Source organism: Saccharopolyspora ipomoeae (assembly GCF_029952525.1).
Taxonomy (GTDB): Bacteria; Actinomycetota; Actinomycetes; order Mycobacteriales; family Pseudonocardiaceae; genus Saccharopolyspora; species Saccharopolyspora ipomoeae.
The window spans coordinates 13732-34824 of sequence record NZ_JASAOF010000034.1 but is presented as its reverse complement, the minus strand read 5'-3'; the positions used below and the strand labels follow the sequence as shown (position 1 = coordinate 34824).

The 21093-nt window shown below is 70.1% G+C and carries 21 protein-coding genes and 1 tRNA gene; 17 read left to right on the top strand and 5 right to left on the bottom strand.

Features of this window, described 5'->3' with window-relative positions; translation table 11 throughout:
• Positions 1-101: 101 nt before the first annotated feature.
• Positions 102-1391 carry a hypothetical protein gene (locus tag QFW96_RS29130; protein WP_281458954.1) on the bottom strand — a complete coding sequence of 430 codons (1290 nt, stop codon included), beginning with the start codon at positions 1389-1391 and terminating at the stop codon, positions 102-104.
• Positions 1392-1615: 224 nt separating this feature from the next.
• Here QFW96_RS29130 and QFW96_RS29125 point away from each other — a divergent pair, with 224 nt between their 5' ends.
• Positions 1616-3157, top strand: coding sequence for an acyltransferase family protein (locus QFW96_RS29125; RefSeq protein WP_281458953.1), 1542 nt, complete (start codon positions 1616-1618; stop codon positions 3155-3157).
• A gap of 20 nt (positions 3158-3177) precedes the next feature.
• Positions 3178-3834 (top strand): peptide-methionine (S)-S-oxide reductase MsrA, encoded by a 657-nt coding sequence (gene msrA / locus QFW96_RS29120; protein WP_281458952.1) that lies wholly within the window; start codon positions 3178-3180, stop codon positions 3832-3834.
• Between the two features lie 205 nt (positions 3835-4039).
• On the opposite strand, the gene QFW96_RS29115 is transcribed toward msrA, so the two are convergent.
• Together QFW96_RS29115 and QFW96_RS29110 are read right to left on the bottom strand one after the other, a co-directional pair.
• A tRNA-Gly gene (locus tag QFW96_RS29115) sits at positions 4040-4112 on the bottom strand.
• Between the two features lie 91 nt (positions 4113-4203).
• Positions 4204-4602 carry a PPOX class F420-dependent oxidoreductase gene (locus QFW96_RS29110; protein ID WP_281458951.1) on the bottom strand — a complete coding sequence of 133 codons (399 nt, stop codon included), beginning with the start codon at positions 4600-4602 and terminating at the stop codon, positions 4204-4206.
• A 214-nt stretch (positions 4603-4816) separates the two neighbouring features.
• Here QFW96_RS29110 and QFW96_RS29105 point away from each other — a divergent pair, with 214 nt between their 5' ends.
• The 15 genes from QFW96_RS29105 to QFW96_RS29035 all read left to right on the top strand — a co-directional run bounded on the left by QFW96_RS29105 (position 4817) and on the right by QFW96_RS29035 (position 18964).
• Positions 4817-5254, top strand: coding sequence for a DUF983 domain-containing protein (locus QFW96_RS29105; RefSeq protein ID WP_281458950.1), 438 nt, complete (start codon positions 4817-4819; stop codon positions 5252-5254).
• A gap of 26 nt (positions 5255-5280) precedes the next feature.
• Entirely contained in the window at positions 5281-6147 is an 867-nt protein-coding gene (locus QFW96_RS29100; protein WP_281458949.1) for an Fpg/Nei family DNA glycosylase, read from the top strand.
• A 195-nt stretch (positions 6148-6342) separates the two neighbouring features.
• Complete coding sequence (locus tag QFW96_RS29095) at positions 6343-7596, top strand: histidine kinase (RefSeq protein WP_281458948.1); 1254 nt, start codon at positions 6343-6345, stop codon at positions 7594-7596.
• Between the two features lie 9 nt (positions 7597-7605).
• Positions 7606-8517 (top strand): S49 family peptidase, encoded by a 912-nt coding sequence (locus QFW96_RS29090; RefSeq protein WP_281458947.1) that lies wholly within the window; start codon positions 7606-7608, stop codon positions 8515-8517.
• Positions 8518-8818: 301 nt separating this feature from the next.
• A complete protein-coding gene (locus tag QFW96_RS29085) occupies positions 8819-9658 on the top strand; it encodes a LytR/AlgR family response regulator transcription factor (protein ID WP_281458946.1) in 840 nt (279 codons plus the stop codon).
• Positions 9659-9668: 10 nt separating this feature from the next.
• Positions 9669-10073, top strand: coding sequence for a DUF485 domain-containing protein (locus QFW96_RS29080; RefSeq protein ID WP_281458945.1), 405 nt, complete (start codon positions 9669-9671; stop codon positions 10071-10073).
• A gap of 164 nt (positions 10074-10237) precedes the next feature.
• Entirely contained in the window at positions 10238-11980 is a 1743-nt protein-coding gene (locus tag QFW96_RS29075; RefSeq protein WP_281458944.1) for a sodium/solute symporter, read from the top strand.
• Between the two features lie 284 nt (positions 11981-12264).
• Positions 12265-12615 (top strand): DUF485 domain-containing protein, encoded by a 351-nt coding sequence (locus QFW96_RS29070; protein ID WP_406688301.1) that lies wholly within the window; start codon positions 12265-12267, stop codon positions 12613-12615.
• Between the two features lie 5 nt (positions 12616-12620).
• A complete protein-coding gene (locus QFW96_RS29065) occupies positions 12621-14243 on the top strand; it encodes a solute symporter family protein (RefSeq protein WP_281458962.1) in 1623 nt (540 codons plus the stop codon).
• A gap of 175 nt (positions 14244-14418) precedes the next feature.
• The gene (locus QFW96_RS29060; protein ID WP_281458943.1) at positions 14419-14769 is read left to right on the top strand and encodes a rhodanese-like domain-containing protein; all 351 of its coding nucleotides are present in this window, start codon (positions 14419-14421) and stop codon (positions 14767-14769) included.
• A gap of 32 nt (positions 14770-14801) precedes the next feature.
• A complete protein-coding gene (locus QFW96_RS29055; RefSeq protein ID WP_281458942.1) occupies positions 14802-15677 on the top strand; it encodes a DUF4328 domain-containing protein in 876 nt (291 codons plus the stop codon).
• A gap of 106 nt (positions 15678-15783) precedes the next feature.
• The gene (locus QFW96_RS29050; RefSeq protein WP_281458941.1) at positions 15784-16569 is read left to right on the top strand and encodes a glycerophosphodiester phosphodiesterase; all 786 of its coding nucleotides are present in this window, start codon (positions 15784-15786) and stop codon (positions 16567-16569) included.
• 24 nt (positions 16570-16593) lie between these two features.
• Entirely contained in the window at positions 16594-17547 is a 954-nt protein-coding gene (locus QFW96_RS29045; protein ID WP_281458940.1) for a DUF5926 family protein, read from the top strand.
• Between the two features lie 287 nt (positions 17548-17834).
• A complete protein-coding gene (locus QFW96_RS29040; protein ID WP_406688298.1) occupies positions 17835-18413 on the top strand; it encodes a SigE family RNA polymerase sigma factor in 579 nt (192 codons plus the stop codon).
• On the top strand, positions 18413-18964 hold the full coding sequence (locus QFW96_RS29035; protein WP_281458938.1) for a hypothetical protein: 552 nt from the start codon (positions 18413-18415) through the stop codon (positions 18962-18964). The genes QFW96_RS29040 and QFW96_RS29035 overlap by 1 nt, the downstream gene beginning before the upstream one ends.
• A gap of 50 nt (positions 18965-19014) precedes the next feature.
• On the opposite strand, the gene QFW96_RS29030 is transcribed toward QFW96_RS29035, so the two are convergent.
• Together QFW96_RS29030 and QFW96_RS29025 are read right to left on the bottom strand one after the other, a co-directional pair.
• Positions 19015-19575 carry a ferritin gene (locus QFW96_RS29030; RefSeq protein ID WP_281458937.1) on the bottom strand — a complete coding sequence of 187 codons (561 nt, stop codon included), beginning with the start codon at positions 19573-19575 and terminating at the stop codon, positions 19015-19017.
• 272 nt (positions 19576-19847) lie between these two features.
• Positions 19848-21068 carry an arginine deiminase gene (locus QFW96_RS29025; RefSeq protein ID WP_281458936.1) on the bottom strand — a complete coding sequence of 407 codons (1221 nt, stop codon included), beginning with the start codon at positions 21066-21068 and terminating at the stop codon, positions 19848-19850.
• Positions 21069-21093: the final 25 nt, after the last annotated feature.

Genomic DNA, 21093 nt, shown 5'->3' with positions numbered 1-21093 from the left:
ACTCGGGCCCCTGACCCACTCGGGCCCCTGACCCACTCGGGCCCATGACGACGAAGGCCGCCACCTCCGGTGAGGTGGCGGCCTTCGAGCACTGCCGGCGATCACTCGCGGATCGTCGGGGGAGTCTGGGTGAGCTGCTGGTCCAGGACCGCCTTGAAGGACTGCTGGGCCGCGTCCTTCTGCTCGGGCGCCCCGCTCACGTCGATGATCACCGCGTAGTTGTGCGCCACGTAGGCGGTCCGGAACGTCGCGCCCGTCGAGACGACCGAAACGCCCTGGTAGGACAGGTCCTCCACCTCGGACAAGCCCTGCTGCGCGGCCAGGTACTTGTCGACCACGGTCTTGGCGGCGTTGGCGTCGGGCATCTTCAGCGCGAGCAGCGTCGTCTTCGGCTGCACGCCGTCGGTGCCGTTGAACCAGCCCTCGACCAGGCCGTTCTGGAACGCGGTGTCGAGCACCGGCTTGGGCTGCAGCAACCCGCCCTTGGCGCCCTGCAGGTTCGGCAGGTCCAGCAGCCCGGACCACGGGTGCGCCGGGCCGTTCGCGGCGACCAGCACTTCCTGCGTGGTGGCCGGCGGGGCCTTGGCGACCGGCGGTTCCGGCAGTTGGGTCGTCGTCGGAGCGGGCGGCGGAGGCGCGGGCGCCGCGGTCTCGCGCTCGTCGGTGCTCCCGCCGCTGCCCGCGAAGTAGAAGACGACCGCGACGATCACCACGACCAGCAGCACCGCGCCGATGGACAGGCCCGCGATCAGCTTGCCCTTGCCGGGCTTGCCCGCCGACTCGAAGACCTCCGGGCCCTGCCGCATCCAGGACGCCTCGCCGGAATCGCCGGATCCGGGCAGGTCATCGCCCCACGGAGTGCCGGTGGTCTCCACCGGTCCCCAGCCCTGCGGACCCTGCTGCTGGCCGGTCCACGGCGGCTGCGACTGACCCCACTGCGGCGGCGGGGGAGCCTGCGGGTTCTGGGCCTGGGGGTTCTGGGCCTGGGGGGTTTGGGGGACGCTGACGATCTGGGTGCTGTTGGAGTCCGCGGGCGGCTGCTGCTGTTGCTGCTGGGCGAACGGGTTCTGGACGACCTGCGTCGCCTCCTCGCCGGTGCCCTGCTGCGGCTGCTGCTTGGCGGCGTCGCCCCAGCTGAACGCGGGCGGGAACGGGCTCTGCGGCTGCTGCTGGGCCGGCTGCTGCTGGGCCGGTTGCTGCTGGGGGAAACCCCCGGACGAGGGATCAGCCGGTGGGGTCGTGTCCTGCTGCGGGAACCCGTCGGGGTTCGACGGAGTCCCGCCCTGCGCCCTGCCCAGCACCGCGTCCCTGCGCTGTCGGTACTCCTCGGCGGAAATGCGTCCCGCCGCGAGCTCGGCGTCGAGGTTCTGCAACTCGTCTTGCCAGGTCACCGATAGCGCCCTTTCCGGATTTCCATGAACGCCGCTGCTGCGAACGAGGACATTCTGGCACCCGGCGACACGTTCGGGGTGCACCGGCCGAATAACGATCCGGTGCGCACCCCTGGTCCGGACGGGCGTCCGGGTTGTAAAGGGGCCCCGCCGCGCGGACGGCCCGGCTAGGCTACGCAGCGTTTGACGTCCGCTCCGGGCATGAATCGATGGGGTGATCCGGGTTGAGCGCTGCGCGCGTGGTGCACGCTCGCCCCGAGCTGTTCGCCGCCCCGAACCACGGCTTCGCCTGGATCCGCATGATCGGCGCGCTGCTGGTCATCTACGGTCACAGCTCGCCGCTGGTGGGCAGCGGGGAGCTGTTCCCGCCGGAGTGGCCGGTGCAGCCCGACGAGGGCGTGCTGATGGGCTTCTTCGCGCTCAGCGGGTTCCAGATCACCGAGAGCTGGATGCGCGACCCGCACGCGCTGCGCTTCGCGGTCAAGCGGGTGCTGCGGCTGTGGCCGCCGATGCTGACCGTGTCGGTCGGGATGGCCCTCGTGGTCGGCCCGATGATCACGACGCTGCCGCTCGGCGAGTACTTCCGCGCCCACGAGACCTGGGGTTACATCGTCAACAACGCGGGCCTGCTGACCCTGCGGCACGACCTGCCCGGCGTGTTCGAGAGCAACCCGTGGCCGGACGCGGTCAACGGCTCGCTGTGGACGCTGCCGATGGAGCTGCTGGCCTACGGCGGCCTGTTCGCGCTGCTCCTGCTGGGCACGGCGAGGAAGAACCTTCGCTGGCTGACGGTGCTCGCGCTGATCGGCCTGGTCGCCTGGGACCGGCACCTGGAGCAGATCCCAGGCGCGGAGTCCGCGGGCTCGCTGCTGAGCGTGCCGGTCGAGTCGCTGGTGGCGTTCCTGGTGGCCTTCGCGGCGGGCGTGCTGCTGAACCTCTACCGGATCCCGCTGTCCCCGCTGGCCGCGGGCGCGGGCCTGGTCGTGCTGGTCGTGATGGGCAACACCATCACGGCGTCGGCGTGGATGGCGTTCGCGGTCAGCTACGCGGTGATCGTGGCCGGGCACTTCTGGCCGGCGAAGCTGACGGTGCCGGGGGTGTGGGTCAACGGCAGCTACGGCGTCTACGTCTGGGGCTTCCCGGTCCAGCAGCTCCTCGCCCTGGCGGGCCTCCGCAACCAGTGGCTGATGCTGCTCTGCGCCGCCCCGATCGCCTACGTCCTCGGCACCCTGTCGTGGAAGTACGTCGAAGACCCCACGATGCGCCTCCGCCACCTCCTGACCCCGACGCCCACGACCCCGCCGGACCCGTCAGACGCCCCCACGGAAGTCCTCCACCCGGAACCGGCCCCCAGAGCGCCTTCCCGGCCCCAGGGCGACGAGGTTTTCATGAAAACCTCCCCACCCCCACCTCCCGAACGGGACCGTTCGTCGGGGGAAGTTTTCATGAAAACCTCCTCCCCCTCAGGACCCCGTCCCCGAGGGGAACGTCCCCCGAGAACGTCCCCACCTGCGGGTAACGGGGTTCCGAGCGACGTACCCGGGACTTCCACCCCGTCTCCCGGTGATCGTGGGGGTGGGGAGGTTTTCATGAGAACTTCCCCCGTCCCTCGACGGCCCGCGCCCAGGCGGATGCCGGAGCAGTCACCGCTGTCGCGGCGGTTGTCCGGGGAGATCGACGAGCCCGAGGAGCCGCCGCGCGGCAGGCACGCGCGACCTCCGGAGCCCGGGCGTCACGGCGATCCCACTCGGCTGGATCGCCGTTGACCACGGCGTAGGCTGGGTTCATGTTCGGTGCGAAGCTGAAGATGATCGACCCGTCGTCGGCGCTGCCGGGCCGGGACTCGGCGCTGCCGGTGGACGAGCACCACGCCGTGTTCCCGGATCGCCGAATCGTGCCGCCGTTCCCGGAGGGCATGGCCACCGCCGTGGTCGGCATGGGCTGCTTCTGGGGTGCCGAGCGCGTGTTCTGGCAGACCGAGGGCGTGTGGAGCACCGCCGTCGGCTACGCGGGCGGGTACACGCCGAACCCCACCTACGAAGAGGTCTGCTCCGGGCTGACCGGTCACACCGAGGCCGTCCTGGTCGTCTTCGACCCGAAGAGGATCAGCTTCCCGCAGGTCCTCAAGGCGTTCTGGGAGAACCACGACCCCACGCAGGGCATGCGCCAGGGCAACGACATGGGCACCCAGTACCGCTCGGCGATCTACTACGCCGACGAGCAGCAGAAGGCCGAGGCGGAAGCGAGCCGCGAGGCCTTCCAGCAGGCCCTGACCGCGGCGGGCAAGGGCGAGATCACCACCGAGATCGCTCCGCTGCGGGACTTCTTCTACGCCGAGACCTACCACCAGCAGTACCTCTCGGACGCCAAGAACCCCAACGGCTACTGCGGCCTCGGAGGCACCGGGGTCTCCTGCCCCGTCGGCCTCGGAGTCCAGAGCTGACCCACCCCCGGAGAGCGCGGGACGCGGTGCAGCGGGGGCGCGAAGCGTCACCAGGGGACAGTTTTTCCTCGAATCACCCATGATCAATGTCCGTTTTGCCCGGACAATTCGAGGAAAAACTGTCCCCTGCCCACACCTCCGCAGCAGAACCCGCCCAACCCAAAAGCGAGAGGCCCGAGGTGGTTACCTCGGGCCTCTCGCTGCGAGCGGATGACGGGACTCGAACCCGCGACCCTCACCTTGGCAAGGTGATGCGCTACCAGCTGCGCTACATCCGCATCTTCATCGCCTCCCGGTGACTTCCGCCCCCGGTGGGCTGTTGGTGAATACTTTAGCCCATGGTTCGCGGGTCGTTCACCGGGGGTCCCCTCAGCCGATCGCGCGGGTCGGGGTGAGCCGGAGCAGCACTCGGTTCTCCCTGCGCATGGCTTCGCGGTAGGAGTCCCAGTCGTCGTGCTCGCCGGAGATCGCGCGGTAGTACTCCTCCAGCGGCGCCAGCGCGTCGGGCAGTTCGACGATCTCGACGCTCGCGTCGAGCTGGAACCAGCGCCCGAAGAACTCGTCCGGCAGCACGCACAGCCACGCGCGCGGATCGCGCCGCAGGTTGCGGACCTTGCCCGAGCCCGACCGGGTGCTGATCACCACCCGGTCCTCGGTGTCGAGGGCCGCCAGGACCGGCGTCATCAGCGGTGTTGCGTCGTCGCGCAGCGTTCCCAGCACGGCGCGGTGCTGGGTGCGGATCAGCTCGCGGGCCTCGTCGACGTCCATCGAGCACCTCCCGAAGTCGGTCTGCGGAGAAGCGTAGTGGTTCAGGTGGGTTGTTTCCGGGTTCGAGGGTTGGCCGGACGACTCCGCATGATCGACAATGAGGTGGTGAACACGCACCGCTCCGTGTGCGGAGCCGGTACCGTGAGATCACGCTCGGTGACGGGTGTTCGTGAGTTGGCGATCGAGACCAGCCCGGGTGGGCGGGGAGGCGACGATGAACCGGGTGGTGCGGGGCTCCGACGGCCGCGAGTGGACGATCAGGGCGAACCTGGAGTGGTCCAACCCGATCGTGGTGGACGAGTTCGAGCACGACGTCAACGGCGGCAACGCGCCGGCGATCGTGGTGGGAGCCGCGCTCGCGGCCCTGGTGGTGGTGTTCGTCGCCTGGACGCCCGCCGAGGTGATCATCCCGGCCTGGCTGATCCTGGTGTTCGTGGCCGCGATCCTGTTCTTCCCGGTCCGCTGGGTGCTGCACCGCCCGTGGACGCTCACCGCGTCCACCCCGGGTGACGCCGATGAGAACCCGCCGGAGACCTGGGTGGGCGTCGTCCGCGGCTTCATCGAGGTCCGCACCGAGGTCTCGCAGGTCGCCCGCCACATCGAGCTCTACGCCGAACCCGACATGAACGGGCGGCTTCAACCCACCGAGTAGGGCCGTTCCTGGGGCACACTGGCGGTGTGCCGGAACTTCCCGAGGTGGAGGCGTTGGCCCAGCACCTCCGCGACCACGCCGTGGGGCGGACGGTCGCGCGCGTGGACGTCGCCTCGATGAGCGTCCTCAAGACCGCCGACCCGCCCTTCACAGCGCTGCACGGCCGCGAGGTCACCGGTGCCACCAGGCACGGCAAGTACCTCGACCTGGTCTGCGGCGACGCGGACCGGGGGGATCTGCACCTGGTCGCCCACCTGGCCCGCGCCGGCTGGCTGCGCTGGTCGGACAAGCTCGCCGCGACGCCGCCGAAGCCGGGGCGCGGGCCGATCTCGCTGCGCGTGCACCTCGGCGGCGTCGGCTTCGACCTGACCGAGGCAGGCACCCAGAAGAGCCTCGCCGCCTGGATCGTCGAGGACCCGGAGCAGGTGCCGGGGATCGCCAGGCTCGGCCCGGACGCCCTGGAGCTCGACGCCGACCGGCTCGCGGCGCTGCTGGACGGGCGGACCGAGCGGATCAAGACGGTGCTCACCGAGCAGTCCACGATCGCGGGGATCGGCAACGCCTACTCGGATGAGATCCTGCACGCCGCCAAGCTCTCCCCGTTCGCCACGGCGGGCAAGCTCGACGAGGCCGCGGTGACCCGGTTGCACGGCTGCGTCCAGGAGATCCTGCGCGACGCGGTGGAGCGCTCGCTGTGCCAGGACGCCGCGCGGCTCAAGGCCGAGAAGCGGTCGGGTCTGCGGGTGCACGGGCGCGCCGGTTTGCCGTGCCCGGTGTGCGGTGACACGGTGCGGGAGGTCTCCTTCGCGGACCGGTCGATGCAGTACTGCCCGACGTGCCAGACGGGCGGGAAGCGGCTGGCGGATCGCAGGATGTCCCGCTTGCTGAAGTGACCGCCCGCTGAAATTGCCTGCGCTGGAGTTGTCCCCAGGTTGTGGACAACTCGTGGGGTTGTGCACAGGTGGGTTACGGCGAACGGGCGAACGGATTCCGCTGGATAGAAGGAACCCTGACCGTTCACCGACGGAAACCTCGCACTGGCCGTAGCCGCCTTGATTCGGAGTGTGCGACTCGGGCAGATTGATGTTGTGGCGCAGTTGTTGACAGAGCGGACGGTCCTGACCACGCTCGCGGCGCTCGCCGTGCTGGGCATGTTCGTTCTGCTGTGCCGGGCACGTCGGGTGAGCACCTCGGTGGAGGACGCCACGCTGGCGGCTCTGCACCGGGTGACCAGCGCGGCGCCCTACCTGCGCGAGGGCCTCAACCAGGAGTCGGCCGACAAGACCGGCCCGCACCTCCGCGAGCTGCTGGCCTGCGTCGCCGTCGGCATCGTCGACGCCGACGGAACCCTGCTGACCTGGGACGGCGAGGCCAACCACCACTACGCCGACCTGCGCACCAAGATCGAGCAGGTGCTGCGCACCGGCAAGCGCGACTTCCTCGACCACGGCGACGTGGTCTGCGAGCAGCGGCCCTGCCCCATGCGGCACGCGGCCGTGGTCCCGCTGGAGGTCGAGGGCCAGGTCCGGGGCGTGCTGACGGTGATCGCCGGGGGAGACCGCAAGCGGCTCCTGAGGGCGGCCGCCGAGGTCGCCCACCACGTCTCGACCCAGCTCGAACTCGCCGAGCTGCAGGAGTCCAAGGAACGCCTGGCCCAGGCCGAGGTGCGCGCGCTGCGGGCCCAGATCTCCCCGCACTTCATCTACAACGCGCTGAACACGATCTCCTCGCTGATCCGCACCGACCCGGAGCACGCGCGGGACCTGCTGCAGGAGTTCGCCGACTTCACCCGCTACTCGTTCCGCAACAGCGGCCTCTACACGACGCTGGCCGACGAGATCCGCAACATCGACCGCTACCTGACGCTGGAGAGCGCCCGGTTCGGCCCGGACCGGCTCAACGTGCAGCTCAAGATCGCCCCCGAGGTGCTGCCGGTCGTCGTGCCGTTCCTGGCGCTGCAGCCGCTGGTGGAGAACGCGGTCCGGCACGGGCTGGCCAACAAGCCCGGCGGCGGCACCGTCTCGGTCACCGCCGAGGACAACGGCTCCGAGGCGCTGATCAGCGTCGACGACGACGGCATCGGGATGGACCCGGAGCTGCTCGACGCCGAGCTCGCCAACGCGCACCTCACCGGCGCGCACGTCGGGCTCGGCAACATCAACAACCGGATGCGCGCCACCTTCGGCAACGACTACGGGCTGGTCGTGGAGACCGAGAAGGGCGCGGGCATGAAGGTCATCATGCGGGTGCCCAAGTTCGCCCCGGGCGTGCGGCCCGAACCGCTGGCCACCGTGGAGGAGCCGAGCGTGGGCTTGGCCGCCGGACCCGCCGCCGGCCGGTAACGTCGAGGTATGGACGAGAAGGCACCGCAGAAGTTCGTCGACGTGGTCACGGCCAAGCTGCCCAAGGAGCTGACCGAGAAGTTCACCGGCAAGCTGCCGGGCGTGTCCGAGCGCGGCCCGGTCGTGGCGGTGGTCAAGCTGCACGGCGTCATCACGCCGCAGCCGTCGCCGATGGGGCGGCCCTCGATCTCGCTGCAGACCGTGGACTCGGCGCTCACCCGCGCGTTCTCCCACGACCGGCTCAGCGCCGTGGTGGTGTCGATCAACTCGCCCGGTGGTGCGCCCACCCAGTCGGCGCTGGTCGCCGACCGGATTCGCGGCCTGGCCCAGGAGAAGGGCGTTCCGGTGCTGGCGTACTGCGAGGACGTCGCGGCCTCCGGCGGCTACTGGCTGGCCTGCGCCGCCGACGAGATCTACGCGCACCAGACCTCGATGGTCGGTTCGGTCGGCGTGGTCAGCTCCAGCTTCGGCATGACCGGTCTGCTGGACAAGATCGGCGTCGAGCGCCGCGTCTACACCGCGGGTGAGAACAAGGTGCGGCTCGACCCGTTCCGGCCGGAGAAGGCCGAGGACGTGGAGTGGCTGCGCGGGATGCAGGACGAGTTGCACGGCCAGTTCACCGACTGGGTGCGCGAGCGACGCGGCGAGAAGCTCAAGGGCGACGAGGGCGAGCTGTTCTCCGGCGAGGTCTGGACCGGCGCGAAAGCCGCTGAACTGGGCCTGATCGACGGCGTCGGCACGCTGCGCGAGATCATCGAGCGCAAGTACCCGGACGCCCACGTGCAGACCGTCGAGGGCCGCAAACCGCTGCTCGCGCGGCTGGGGATGTCCTCGGGCGTGTCCCGGAACCCCGTGGCCAACCTGATTTCCGGGCTCGACGCCCTGGAACACCGCGCCATGTGGGATCGTTTCGGTCTGTGAGCCTCGCGCTTCGCGGTCCCCGCCGGATCTCGCGGCGGGGACCGTTTTGCGTGGAATTCCGGTGGAAAAGGGTCCGGTTCGCCGACTACAGCCTGGAGCGGTCAGACCAGATCTCTGATCCATTCGGGCGAAATTCGGCTTCGCGGAGCTGAAATTCGCCACCGCCCCCTCGTGAAGAACCCTCGTGCTGCGCTAACAACTAGGGTTCGCGCCCATTTTCGCGAACCGGTGCGGGAGGCACCGAAGGGGAAGAACGGGACATGGACAGTGCGCCGAAGGCGCGGCACGATATGGCGTTGCATTGAGTACACGTGAGAATCCCGCGGGCCTCGTCGTCCTTGCCGTCGACGACGAGCGGGCCGGACTTGACGAGATGAAGTTCCTGCTCGGCAGCAATCCTCGCGTCGGCAGAGTGCTGACCGCGTTCGACGCCGCCGAGGCGCTGCGCGTGCTGCGCAGCGACGATCCGGAGCTGGTCGGCCGCAAGGACGAAGACCAGTCCATTGTGGACGCGGTTTTCGCGGACGTGTCGATGCCGGGCCTGTCGGGCATGGAACTGGCCCGAGTGCTCACCGCGTTCCGCAACCCGCCCGCGCTGGTGTTCATCACCGGGCACGAGGAGAACGCGCTGGAGGCCTTCGAGGTCGGGGCGCTGGACTACATCATGAAGCCGGCCAACGCCGACCGCGTCGACCGGGCGCTGCGCGGCATCGAGAAGAACAAGCAGCAGGCCGGTCAGAGCAACGGCGGCCCGAAACCCCTGGAAGCGCCCGCGGCCGACGACGACGAGGTCATCCCGGTCGAGCTCGCGGGCACCACGCGGATGATCCCGCGCAAGGAGGTCCGCTGGGTCGAGGCGCAGGGCGACTACGCCCGGCTGCACACCACCGAGGGCTCGCACCTGGTGCGGATCCCGCTGGCGCAGCTGGAGGAGCGCTGGGGCGAGGCCGGGTTCCTGCGCATCCACCGGTCCTTCCTGGTCTCGCTGGCGCTGGTCACCGAGCTGCGGATGTCCTCGTCCGGGTACTCGGTGGTGCTCGGCGGCGGACCGCCCAAGGAGCTCCCGGTGTCCCGGCGCCACACCCGCGAGCTCAAGGACCGCCTGGTCAAGGCGCCGCGCGACAACTGGGGCCAGCAGTGAGCGAGGTGGCATGAGCCCGGAGAGCTTCGACGTCCGCGCCAGGCTCGGGGAGTTCTCACCCCGGCCGCGGCGCAAGCGCGTCGTGCTCGCCGACCGGCGCGGACCGCACGTCCCGCGCGTGCGCGTCGAGGTCGAGGAGCAGACCGGAGCTCTCGAAGGCCTCGTCCGCGACCTGGTCGAGAAGCAGCTCCGCGTCGCGCTCCTGCTCTCCGGCACCGTCGCGCTGGTGCTGTTCGGGCTGCCGCTGGCGTTCTGGCTGGCACCGACCCTCGGCGACGTCGAGCTCTTCGGCCTCCGCCTCCCGTGGCTGCTCCTCGGAGTTCTGGCCTACCCGTTCCTGGTGGTCATCGGTCTGCTCTACAACCGCAAGGCCGAACGCAACGAAGAGGACTTCCTGGGAATGCTGGAGGAGTAGGGCCTGAGTCGTCACCGGCCGACGCATGAGAACCCGCGGCGGTGCCGGTGTCTCAGGTGGTCAAGGAGAAAGCGCCTGCGGCGCTTATCGACGGTTGTTTCGGGTCGACCGGCTGCTCTGCGTAAGGTGGGTGCGACTCTTCGGCACCAGGGCGGCTGGGTGAGATGTTGGCGAACTTGTGGTCCTTGGGCGGCGTCGCGCTGATCGTCGTCGCGACGCTGGGCATCGGCCTGTGGGGCTCGCGCTCGGCTCGGACCACCGATTTCTCCGCCGCCCGCAAGCCGGTTCGGGAAGAGCGCAACGCGGCGGCCATCTCCGGCGAGTACCTGTCGGCCGCGTCGTTCCTGGGCGTGGCGGGTCTAATCGTGAAGGACGGCGTCGACGCGCTCTGGTACCCGATCGGTTTCGCCGCCGGTTACCTGGCGCTGATGCTGTTCGTGGTCGCCCCGATGCGCCGCTCCGGCGCCTACACGATGCCGGACTTCGTCGAGGCGCGGCTGAACTCGCTGAACCTGCGCTCGCTGTCGACCGTGGTCGTGGTCGTGATCGGCTGGCTGTACCTGGTGCCGCAGCTGCAGGCGGCCGGGATGACGCTGGCCGCCGTCATCGGATTCCGGTACGAGGCGGGGATTCTCGTGGTCGCGCTGATCGTGCACATCAGCGTGGTCAGCGGAGCGCTGCGCGCGGTGACGCTGGTGCAGGCCTTCCAGTACTGGGTGAAGCTGTTCGCGATCACCCTGCCCGCGTTCGCGCTGCTGGTGGTGTTCCTGGTCAGCGGTCAGCGCCAGGCGCTGGACGAGCCGACCACGCCGTTCTTCCAGCAGGACACCGCGGTCCGGGTCGAGACCGACGTGACGCTGCGGGTCAGCGAACCGGTCTGGCTGACCTCCTCGGAGGAAGCAGGCCAGGAGGGTGCCGTCTACCTGCAGCCCGGCGAGTACCCGGTCCGCGCGGGCAACGAGCTGCGGTTCCCGGCGGGCGCGGCGGTGCCGGTGGTGACCGGGTCGGTGCCGGACAACGCGAGCTGGCTGCGCCCCGAGCAGGAGGGCCTGCCGGGAGTGCTGGAGACCTACTCGGTGCTGATCGCGACGTTCCTGGGCACGATGGGCCTGCCGCACGTGCTGGCCCGCTTCTACGCGAACCCGTCGGGTTCGGGCGCCCGCCGGACCGCGCTGTACGTGCTGGGCATGCTGGGCGCGTTCTACCTGTTCCCGACGATCTTCGGGTTGCTGTCCCGGCTGTACGTGCCGCAACTGCTGGTCACCGGCCGGACCGACGCCGCGGTGCTGCTGCTGCCGAACGCGATGCTGGGCACCTGGGTCGGTGGCGTGCTGGCCGCGATCACCGCGGCGGGCGCGTTCGCGGCGTTCCTGTCCACCTCGTCGGGTCTGGTGATGAGCCTGGCCGGGGTGCTGTCCTCGCGGGACGTGCTGTGGGGCCGGAGCATGCGGTTCCGCGCGGCGGCGGTGCTGTCCTGCGCCGTCCCGGTGGTGCTGGCGCTGGCGGTGCACGACGACGACATCGCGCACAGCGTGGGGCTGGCGTTCGCGATGGCGGCCTCGACGTTCTGCCCGGTGCTGATCCTGGGGATCTGGTGGCGCGGGCTGACCGCGGCCGGCGCGGCGTGCGGCATGCTCACCGGCGGGTCGCTGGTGCTCGTCGCGGCGCTGGCCTCGCGGTTCGTCGGTCCGCACGGGGTGTGGGGCGAGCTGCTCGGGCAGCCCGCGCTGATCACCGTGCCGCTGGCGTTCGCGGTGACCTACCTGGTCAGCGTGGCCACCCGGAGCCGGGTTCCGGGTGGGGTCTCGCGGCTGATGCTGCGGCTGCACGCGCCGGACCGGCTGGGCTTCGTCGACAGCAGGCCGGTGGCCGAGCAGACGCCCCGCCAGGGCCGCCACGAGCGCTGACGACCGCGCGGACGCTACCGCTGAACGGGTAATTGGCTTCGCAATCGACTACTTTGCGTCGACAATTCGAGCTGATCAATCGTCCGTTCGTATGAAAAGCTTCTCAATCGACGCAATTCGTAGGATGCTGTTGAGGCGTCAAGCTTCACTCGATCGTTAGCAGGCGTACTCCCAACGGACCTACCCACCGGCACGTCGGATTCCGTAGCGTTCCGGCGTTGTGTGATTCAGGCTCACGCTTGCCGATTGCGCGAGAGTGGGCCTTTCTTTGTGGAAGGAGAGCCGTGAGCGCCACGGACCAAAACGGGTCCGGGTCCGGTATTGACGCCGAAACCTGGGCCGCTGCGCAAAGCAGTCCCGAATTCGCCCAACTGCGCAAGCGACTGCGCAACTTCGTCTTCCCGGTATCGGCGTTGTTCCTGGTCTGGTACCTGGTGTACGTGCTGCTCGCCGACTACGCGCACGGATTCATGAGCATCAAACTCGTCGGCAACATCAACGTCGGTCTGGTGCTCGGCTTGCTTCAGTTCGTGTCCACATTCGTGATCACGACCTGGTACGTCCGCTACGCCAACAAGAATCTGGACCCGGTCGCCGAACAGATCCGCGAAAACGTCGAGGGAGGCGGGAAGTGAGCTCGATGCAGGCAATTTCCGCCGCCCAGCCGCTCGCTCAGGAAGCGCACGGCGGCAACTCGCTGCTGAACATCGGCATTTTCGCGATCTTCGTCGCGGTCACGATGGTCATCGTGTTCCGGGCCAGCCGGAACACCAAGACCGCGTCGGACTACTACGCCGCCGGGCACGCCTTCAGCGGGCCGCAGAACGGCATCGCGATCTCCGGTGACTACCTGTCGGCGGCGTCGTTCCTCGGCATCGCCGGGGCCATCGCGGTCAACGGCTACGACGGCTTCCTCTACTCCATCGGCTTCCTGGTGGCCTGGCTGGTGGCTCTGCTGCTGGTCGCCGAGCTGCTGCGGAACACCGGCCGCTACACGATGGGCGACGTGCTCAGCTTCCGGATGCGCGAGCGTCCGGTGCGCACGGCGGCCTCGCTGTCGACGCTGGTGGTGAGCTTCTTCTACCTGCTCGCGCAGATGGCCGGTGCCGGCGGCCTGATCGCGCTGCTGCTGGGCATCACCGACAAGGGCGGCCAGGCGATCGTGATCGCCGTGGTCGGCGCGCTGATGATCCTCTACGTCCTGGTCGGCGGCATGCGCGGCACGACCTGGGTGCAGATCATCAAGGCGGCGCTGCTGATCGCCGGTGCCTTCGTGATGACCGTGTGGGTGCTGGGCCTGTACGGGTTCAACCTCTCGGCGCTGCTCGGTCACGCGGCCGACGTCGCCGGTGACAAGGTGCTCAACCCGGGCGCGCAGTACGGCAAGACCGAGACCAGCAAGCTGGACTTCATCTCGCTCGGCATCGCCCTGGTGCTGGGCACCGCGGGTCTGCCGCACGTGCTGATGCGCTTCTACACCGTGCCCACGGCCAAGGAGGCGCGTCGCTCGGTGGTCTGGGCGATCTGGCTGATCGGCCTGTTCTACCTGTTCACGCTGGTGCTGGGCTACGGCGCCGGTGCGATGGTCGGCCCCGACGCGATCAAGGACGCGCCGGGCGGGGTGAACTCGGCGGCGCCGCTGCTGGCCTCCCACCTGGGCGGTCCGCTGCTGCTCGGCTTCATCTCCGCGGTCGCCTTCGCGACGATCCTGGCGGTGGTGGCCGGTCTGACGATCACGGCCTCGGCCTCGTTCGCGCACGACATCTACGCGAACGTGATCAAGAAGGGCAAGGTCGACGACAAGCAGCAGGAGGTCAAGGTCGCGCGGATCACGGCGCTGGTCATCGGTGTCGTGTCGATCCTCGGCGGTATCGCGGCCAACGGGCAGAACGTGGCCTTCCTGGTCGCGCTGGCCTTCGCCGTCGCCGCCTCGGCGAACCTGCCGACGCTGCTGTACTCGCTGTTCTGGAAGCGGTTCAACACCACGGGTGCGCTGTTCAGCATCTACGGCGGTCTGGTGATCACCATCGTGCTGATCATCTTCTCGCCCGCGGTGTCGGGCGACGACGAGGCGATGTTCCCGGCGCTGGACTTCGCGCTGTTCCCGCTGAAGAACCCGGGTCTGGTGTCGATCCCGCTGTCGTTCCTGCTCGGCTACATCGGCACCAAGCTGAGCAAGGACGAGAACGGCGGCACGAAGTACGCGGAGATGGAGGTCCGCTCCCTCACCGGAGCGGGCTCGGAGAAGGCGGTCCAGCACTGACCTGATCCCAACCGCAGAGCGCCCCGGACCCCTCGGTCCGGGGCGCTTCTCGCTGCGGTGGGGACAGTTTTAGCCATAACTACCCGGACAAAACGGACATTGATCATGGGTGATTATGGCTAAAACTGTCCCCACCCTCACCCCGATGACACGGCGGTCGTGGCAGCATCGGGGCGTGACTACTCCTCCTCCTGGACAGGTGCCCGGCGTCGAGCCGGAGGAACTGCCCGAGAAGCTGCCCGAGGGCAGCGTGCTGCTGGACGTCCGCGAGGACGACGAGTGGCAGGCCGGCCACGCCCCCGAAGCCGTGCACATCCCGATGAGCAAGCTCGTGGAGCGCCTCGACGACATCCCCGAGGCCGACCAGGTCTACGTGGTGTGCCGCTCCGGCGGCCGCTCGGCCAAGGTCACCGCGTACCTCAACGCCAACGGCTGGGACGCGGTCAACGTCGAGCGCGGCATGAACGGCTGGTCGGCCATCGGCCGCCCGCTGGTGGCCGCCGACGGCGACCCGTACGTGCTGTGACCGGGCAGCCCCAGCCGGACCGGGTGGAGTGGGTGGCCACTCCGCCCGGCGGACCGCGCCGCACCCGGCCGCCCCGGCGGCCGCGGCCCTACGCCGGTCCGCCGTCCTACCCGGCACCGCCGCGCTGGGGCTTCCCGCTGCTCGCCTGGCGCTGGCCGCTGGCGCTGCCCACGCACGACCGCGTCGACCACGACGAACGCGCCGGCGCCACCGCGGCCACCGCCATCGCGGCGCTGTGGGTGACCGCGGGCGTCGCCGCCCTGGCGACCGTCGCCGAGGTGTGGCGGTACGTGTTGCTGCTGCTCAGCAGGGGTGAGGCGCTGTCGCGCACGGTGCTGGCGATCTCGGACGCGCTGGTGGGCACCACCGGCGTGATCCTGGTGCTGATGGGCGTGCTGACCGGCGTGTTCACCGTGCTGTGGGGGCTGCGCGCGCGGGCCGCCGCGGCCGAGCGGATCGGCGTCCGCCCCGCCCGGCCGGACTGGCAGGTCGTGGCCGGGGTGCTGGTCCCGGGCCTGAACGCGCTGGTCCCGGGATCGGCGATGGCCGAGCTGGAGCACTGCCTGCTCGTCGCCGAGGGAGACCGGGACCGGGGCGCGCGTCCGTCGCCGAGCCTGCGCGTCCGGTTCTGGTGGGCGCTGTGGGCGGCGACGGTGCTGGTCGGCCTGCTCACCTTCGGCTGGACCTTCCGCGACGGAGTGCAGGCGCTCGCCGACGGCGTCGTGCTGCACGCGGTCAACAACGCGCTGGTCGCGGTGCTGGCGGTGGTGACGGCGCGGCTCATCGACCACCTCATGCGCCTGCTGCTGCCGCCCGACCCGACCGAGCTGAGCCTGCTGCGGGTGCACGCGGTCCGCGCGGCCCCGCCGCCGGAGCGCGCGCCGCGCCCGGGCACGGCTCCCCGCTGACGGGCCCGGAGCTGAGGGGCCCGGAGTTGGGGGGCCCGGAGTTGGGGCGGAGCAGAATCGGTCACACGTGACGGCACGGACAGCGCCGGTTCCGGATACTGGAGGGGTGGCGGAGATTCCTGAGGTCGTCGCGCATCGGGGCGCCTCGGCGCACCGCGCCGAGCACACCCGGTCCGCCTACGAGCTGGCGCTCGAACAGGGCGCGGACGCGCTGGAGTGCGACGTCCGCGTGACCCGCGACGGCCACCTGGTCTGCGTCCACGACCGCCGCATCGACCGGACCTCCAACGGCCGGGGCGTGGTCAGCGCGCTGACGGTGGCCGCGATGGCCGAGATCGACTTCGGCCGCACGGCCGCCGAGTACGGCGTGCTCACCCTGGACGAGCTGCTCGGCATGGTGCGCGCGAGCCCGCGCCGGACGCGGCTGTTCGTCGAGACGAAGCACCCGGTCCGCTACGGCGGACTGGTGGAGCAGAAGCTGGTCGCCCTGCTGGCCAGGCACGGCCTGGCCGCGCCCGCCGACCCGGCGGACTCGCCGGTGTTCATGATGTCGTTCTCGCCCGCCGCCGTCCGCCGCTTCAAGGAGGCCGCGCCCGCCGTGCCGACGGTCCTGCTGTTCTCCCGCTTCACCGGCGTCCGCCGGGGCGGCGTGCTACCGCCGTGGGCGGACCTGGCCGGACCGGACGTGCGGCTGCTGCGCGAGGACCCGGGTTTCGCGGCGCGCGCCGCCGCGCTGGGCCGGGACACCTACTGCTGGACGGTCGACGCGCCCGCCGACATCGACCTGTGCCGGAGCGCCGGGGTGCGCTACCTGGCGACCAATTCGCCGGAGGCGACCCGCCTCCACCTGGCTGATCCCGATTCCTCCCGATTCGGTAGCGTCGCGCTGTAGTCACCGCCAGCGATTGGATCAGCCGTGTCGAAGCGAGCCGCGACCAAGCCAGCCCAGCCCGAAGGCGCCGTCGGTCCCCGCCAGCCCTGCCCGTGCGGATCGGGCAAGCGCTACAAGGCCTGCCACGGCAAGGCCGGTGGTGCCGCGGACGTGATCGTGACCCGGCCGTTCGAGGGCCTGGCCGCCGAGTGCGAGCTGGTCGCGCTGCGCGAGTTCGTCCCGTCGGCGACGGCGGCGCTGCCGATGCGCGACGGATCGGCGATCACCCTGGCCACGGTGCTGCCGATGGCGGCAGCCGCGCTGCACCGCAACGACGGCACCCGGTTCGTGGGCCTGCAGGTGCAGACGCACTCCGGTGACATCAGCCGCGACCTGGCCCGCGCGGTCGAGTGGGTGCAGGAGGCCGGCGAGGGCCAGTCGCTGTCGGTCGTCGGTCCCGAGACCGCCGAGGCCGGCACCGTTCCGGTCCGCCTGCAGGACCTGATCGACACCGATGCCGCTCTCGACGTCGAGCTGCACACCGATTTCGCCTGGTGGCTGCCCGAGGACGTGGACCCGACGGGCGAGGTCGCCCTGTCGCTGGAGCGCGCGAACGCCGCGATCATGCCCACTGACCGCCTCCGCGGCGAGGGCGTGACCTCGGCGTACTGGGTGGACGCGGGCGAGAAGGCGCACCTGCGCTGGGTCCGACCGGAACCGGAGGAGCAGCTGCTGGCCGCGCTGGCCCGGCTCTCGGCCCGCGGCGAGCTGGCCCTGGGCGAGGAGAGCCGGTACGCGGGTTCGTTCCGCGCGCACGGCCTGCTCGTCCCGGTCTGGGACCTCGACCGCGAACTGCACGCCCGCGAGTGGGACGAGCCCGCGGCAGCCCTCGGCTCCCGCCTCGACGAAGCCCTCGCCTCCCTGGACAGCGAGCCCCTGACCAGCACGGAGCGCCGCGCCAGGGACGGACTACGAGGCCGCCAGATCACCATCCGCTGACCGACCGTCAGGCAAGCGACGGAGTCGCTTTCTCTTTCACCACCTGAGCAGCCCGCACCGCCGGGGGTTCTGAGCGGCTTCGTGGCGAGCACGTCGTGACGCCGTGTATTGGACATACATCAGGAGCGACGCGCGGAGTCCACGGAGCCGCTCAGGTTCCCCTACCCGCACCGCCATGCAAGGTGACCACTTGCTCCGTTCGGGTGATCTCGGTTGCGTTGGGCAACGAAGTGGCGCGGTGGTGCGTATCCCTCCACAGTGGTACCCGGTGTCGAGGGGGTGGAGGGGTGACCGCGCACTCGCCTGCCGTGCCGGCCGCCGCTGAGGCGTCGGGACTACCTGTGGGGCAGGCGCGCCGGGGGGACATGGCTGCGACAGAAGACGACTTCGCCGATTTCGTCCGGGTGGCTCTGCCTGGGCTGATGCGGTACGGCCATGCCCTCACCGGCAACCCGCACGACGCCGCGGACCTGGTGCAGACGGTGCTGGAGAAGGTCGGCTCGCGCTGGAGCAAGATCAGCCGCACGACCGAGGACCCCACGGCCTACGTGCGCAAGGCGATGGCGAACGCGCACATCAGCCGCTGGCGCCGGACCCGCCGCGAGACGCTGCTGGCCGAGTTCCCGGACGTGCCCGCGATCCCGCAGCAGGACCGCTTGGAGAACGAGCCGGTGTGGCAGGCGTTGCGTGATCTGCCGCCGAGGCAACGCGCGGTGGTCGTGCTGCGTTACTACGAAGGTCTTTCCGAACTGGAGATCGCCGAGACCCTCGGCGTCAGCTGCGGAACCGTGAAGAGCCAGGCGAGCAAGGCGCTCACGTCCTTGCGGAAGCGGCTCGGCGAGACCGTCGAGGGAGGTGACGCGTGATGGATCTGGACGACGAGCTGCAGCGCCTGCTGCGCGACGACCGGCTGGACGTCCCGGTCCGCACCGGCGCGGAGTGGTCGCTGGTGGCCGCCGCGCGTCGCCGACGTCAGCGCAACTCGATGCTGGCCGCGACCGGTGTCGCGCTCGGGGCGGTGCTGCTGGTGGGCGGGGGAGTCGCGATGGTCAGCCACGAGCAGGGGCCGCTGCCGCCCGCGCGGCCGCCGGTGACCCAGCAGCCGGGAGGTCCGCAGGTCCCGCCGCCGCTGCCGTCGAGCGGATCGCTCGTGCCGCCGCCGACGGGTCACCTCCCGCCACCGTCGTCACCGGACACCCGCCGGCAGCAGACCGGTCCTTCCGAGCCGGAGCCCTCGATCAGCGAGTCGCACGACCCGTCGATCCTGCGCACCGGCCCGTCGGAGACCGCCGACCCGGAAACCTCGCAGCAGCAACCGGATCCGGAGACCTCGCAGCAGCAACCGCAGGAACCGCAGCAACCGGGCCCGTCGGAGCAGAGCCCGCCCAGCGAAATGCAGATCACCCCGAGCGGCTGAGCCGCTCGGGGTGATCCGCCCGGGTTCCCGGGTTTTCGTCGAGCTCCGGGTTACAGCGCGCCGCCGGCCGCCTTGGGGGCGGTCGGGTCCGAGCCATCGTCGCCGACCTGCTCGCGGGCGAGGAAGGCCTCGACGTCGAAGAGGTTGCCCTTGGAGCGGTCCACGACGTTGAGCAGGGTGGACATCGAGGAGACCTCCTCGACCTGCTCCTTGAGGAACCACTGCATGAACTGCTCGCCGATGTAGTCGCCCTCCTCGCGGGCGGTCCTGGCCAGCGTCTCGATCTCGCGGGTCACCTCGCGCTCCTGCTCCAGGGCGAGCGCGATCAGCTCCCGGGTCTCGGAGAAGTCGTTGCGGACCTGCTCGATGGCCGGGATCTGCGGCGTGATGCTGTTGTCCATGAGGTACTGGACGATCATCATCGCGTGGTTCCGCTCTTCCAGCGCCTGCTGGTAGAAGTGCGAGGCCAGCCGCGGCAGATCGTTGTCGTCGAACCAGACCGCGACCGCGATGTACTGCTGCGAGGCGGTGAACTCGTTCTTGACCTGTTCCTGCAGCAGGTTCTCGAACTTCGATTCCTTGTGCTGAATCTTCTTCGCGGTGACAGCCATGTGTCTCAATATAACCTTGAATCGGTCCAATCACATTCAAGGTGAGCCTTATTCTAATATGGTTAGCCTTAGTTTCCCAGGGCAGGAAGAAAGGTTTGCCTCAATTAATCAAGGCGAGCCACACCTTGCCGTTCTCGCCGACCTCAGCGCCACTACCAGCGGAAACGGGGAAGGTCGTGCGATCCTTACCCGAAGCAACCTATCGGGTTCCGCTTATGAGTGCCGCCAAAATTCTACGGTTGTTCTCGATCACAGTCGAAATGTTCGCCCGATCAGGTGGACGCGATTCGCGTGTCGCCGAGCGGAGCACGGCTGATCGGACACGACATGCACCGCGGGCCGCCTCGTCCGGAACCCAGTTCCGAGCCGCTGATGCGCAGCACCTCGATGCCCGCGTCCTCCAGTCGCGCGTTCGTCTCGGCGTTGCGCTCGTAGGCCACGACCGCGCCGGGAGCGACCGCGAGCGTGTTGTTGCCGTCCTCCCACTGCTCGCGCTCGGCGGTCACCGGGTCCAGGCCGGTGTCGATCACCCGCAGCCGGTCGATGCCCATCGCCTCGGCCGCGGCGTCCAGGAACGGAGCCGGACCGGAGACGTCCAGCGCGCCGTCCTTCGGGCGCAGCGCGTAGGCGGTCAGCGAGTGCTGGATCGCCGGGTACATCACCACCGCGTCGCGGTCGACCATCGTGCACACGGTGTCCAGGTGCATCGACGCGCGCGCCTGCTCGATCGGCACCGCCAGCACGGTGTGCGCGAGGTCGTCGGCGAACATCGACCGCGCCAGCGACTCCGCGCCGGCCGGGGTGGTGCGCTCGCCGACCCCGATGGCGACCACGCCGGGCGCCAGCAGCAGCACGTCGCCGCCCTCCACCGGTGCCGAGTGCGCGCCGTACGCGCGGGCCGCGTGCGAGAACCTCGGGTGGTAGGCGTAGATCAGGTCCGTGATCGCCGACTCGCGCCGCCGCGCGGGCATCGCCAGCGCCGCGATCGCCACCCGGCCGCCGATCCACACCGACGAGTCGCGGGTGAACAGCAGGTTCGGCAGCGGGTCGACGGCGAAGTCGTGCGGCCGGTGCATCCGGCGCACCAGCGAGCGGCCTTCCGCCTCCGGCAGCTCCTCGAAGGTCATGCCGCCGATGAGCACCTCGGCCAGCGTCTCGTCGGTGACGCCCGACAGGTGCGAGCGCAGCGTGTCGGCCACGTCGGCGCCGAGCTTGAGCTCGTCGACGCCGGTGTGCACCGCGGCGGCCCGCGCGCGGGCGTCCGCGAGTGCCTCGGTGAGCAGGTCGCGCAGCAGCAGGACCTCGACGCCGCGTCCGCGCAGCACCTCGGCGAAGGCGTCGTGCTCCTCCTGCGCCCGGTCGACCCAGGGGATCGCGTCGAACAGCAGCTGGTCGTTGTTGCGCGGGGTGAGGCGCTTGAGCTCGGAACCGGGACGGTGCAGCACCACCGAGTTCAGCGGTCCGACCTCGCTCTGGACGTGCGGTCGAGTCACACCCGCAGACTAGCCGGGACGAACG

Coding starts and splice junctions, on each gene's coding strand:
- msrA (WP_281458952.1), top strand. CDS start 3,178: ATGTTCGGTGCGAAGCTGAAGATGATCGACCCGTCGTCGGCGCTGCCG.
- QFW96_RS29110 (WP_281458951.1), bottom strand. CDS start 4,602: ATGGACGTCGACGAGGCCCGCGAGCTGATCCGCACCCAGCACCGCGCC.
- QFW96_RS29105 (WP_281458950.1), top strand. CDS start 4,817: ATGAACCGGGTGGTGCGGGGCTCCGACGGCCGCGAGTGGACGATCAGG.
- QFW96_RS29090 (WP_281458947.1), top strand. CDS start 7,606: ATGGACGAGAAGGCACCGCAGAAGTTCGTCGACGTGGTCACGGCCAAG.
- QFW96_RS29080 (WP_281458945.1), top strand. CDS start 9,669: ATGAGCCCGGAGAGCTTCGACGTCCGCGCCAGGCTCGGGGAGTTCTCA.
- QFW96_RS29075 (WP_281458944.1), top strand. CDS start 10,238: ATGTTGGCGAACTTGTGGTCCTTGGGCGGCGTCGCGCTGATCGTCGTC.
- QFW96_RS29065 (WP_281458962.1), top strand. CDS start 12,621: ATGCAGGCAATTTCCGCCGCCCAGCCGCTCGCTCAGGAAGCGCACGGC.
- QFW96_RS29035 (WP_281458938.1), top strand. CDS start 18,413: ATGGATCTGGACGACGAGCTGCAGCGCCTGCTGCGCGACGACCGGCTG.
- QFW96_RS29030 (WP_281458937.1), bottom strand. CDS start 19,575: ATGGCTGTCACCGCGAAGAAGATTCAGCACAAGGAATCGAAGTTCGAG.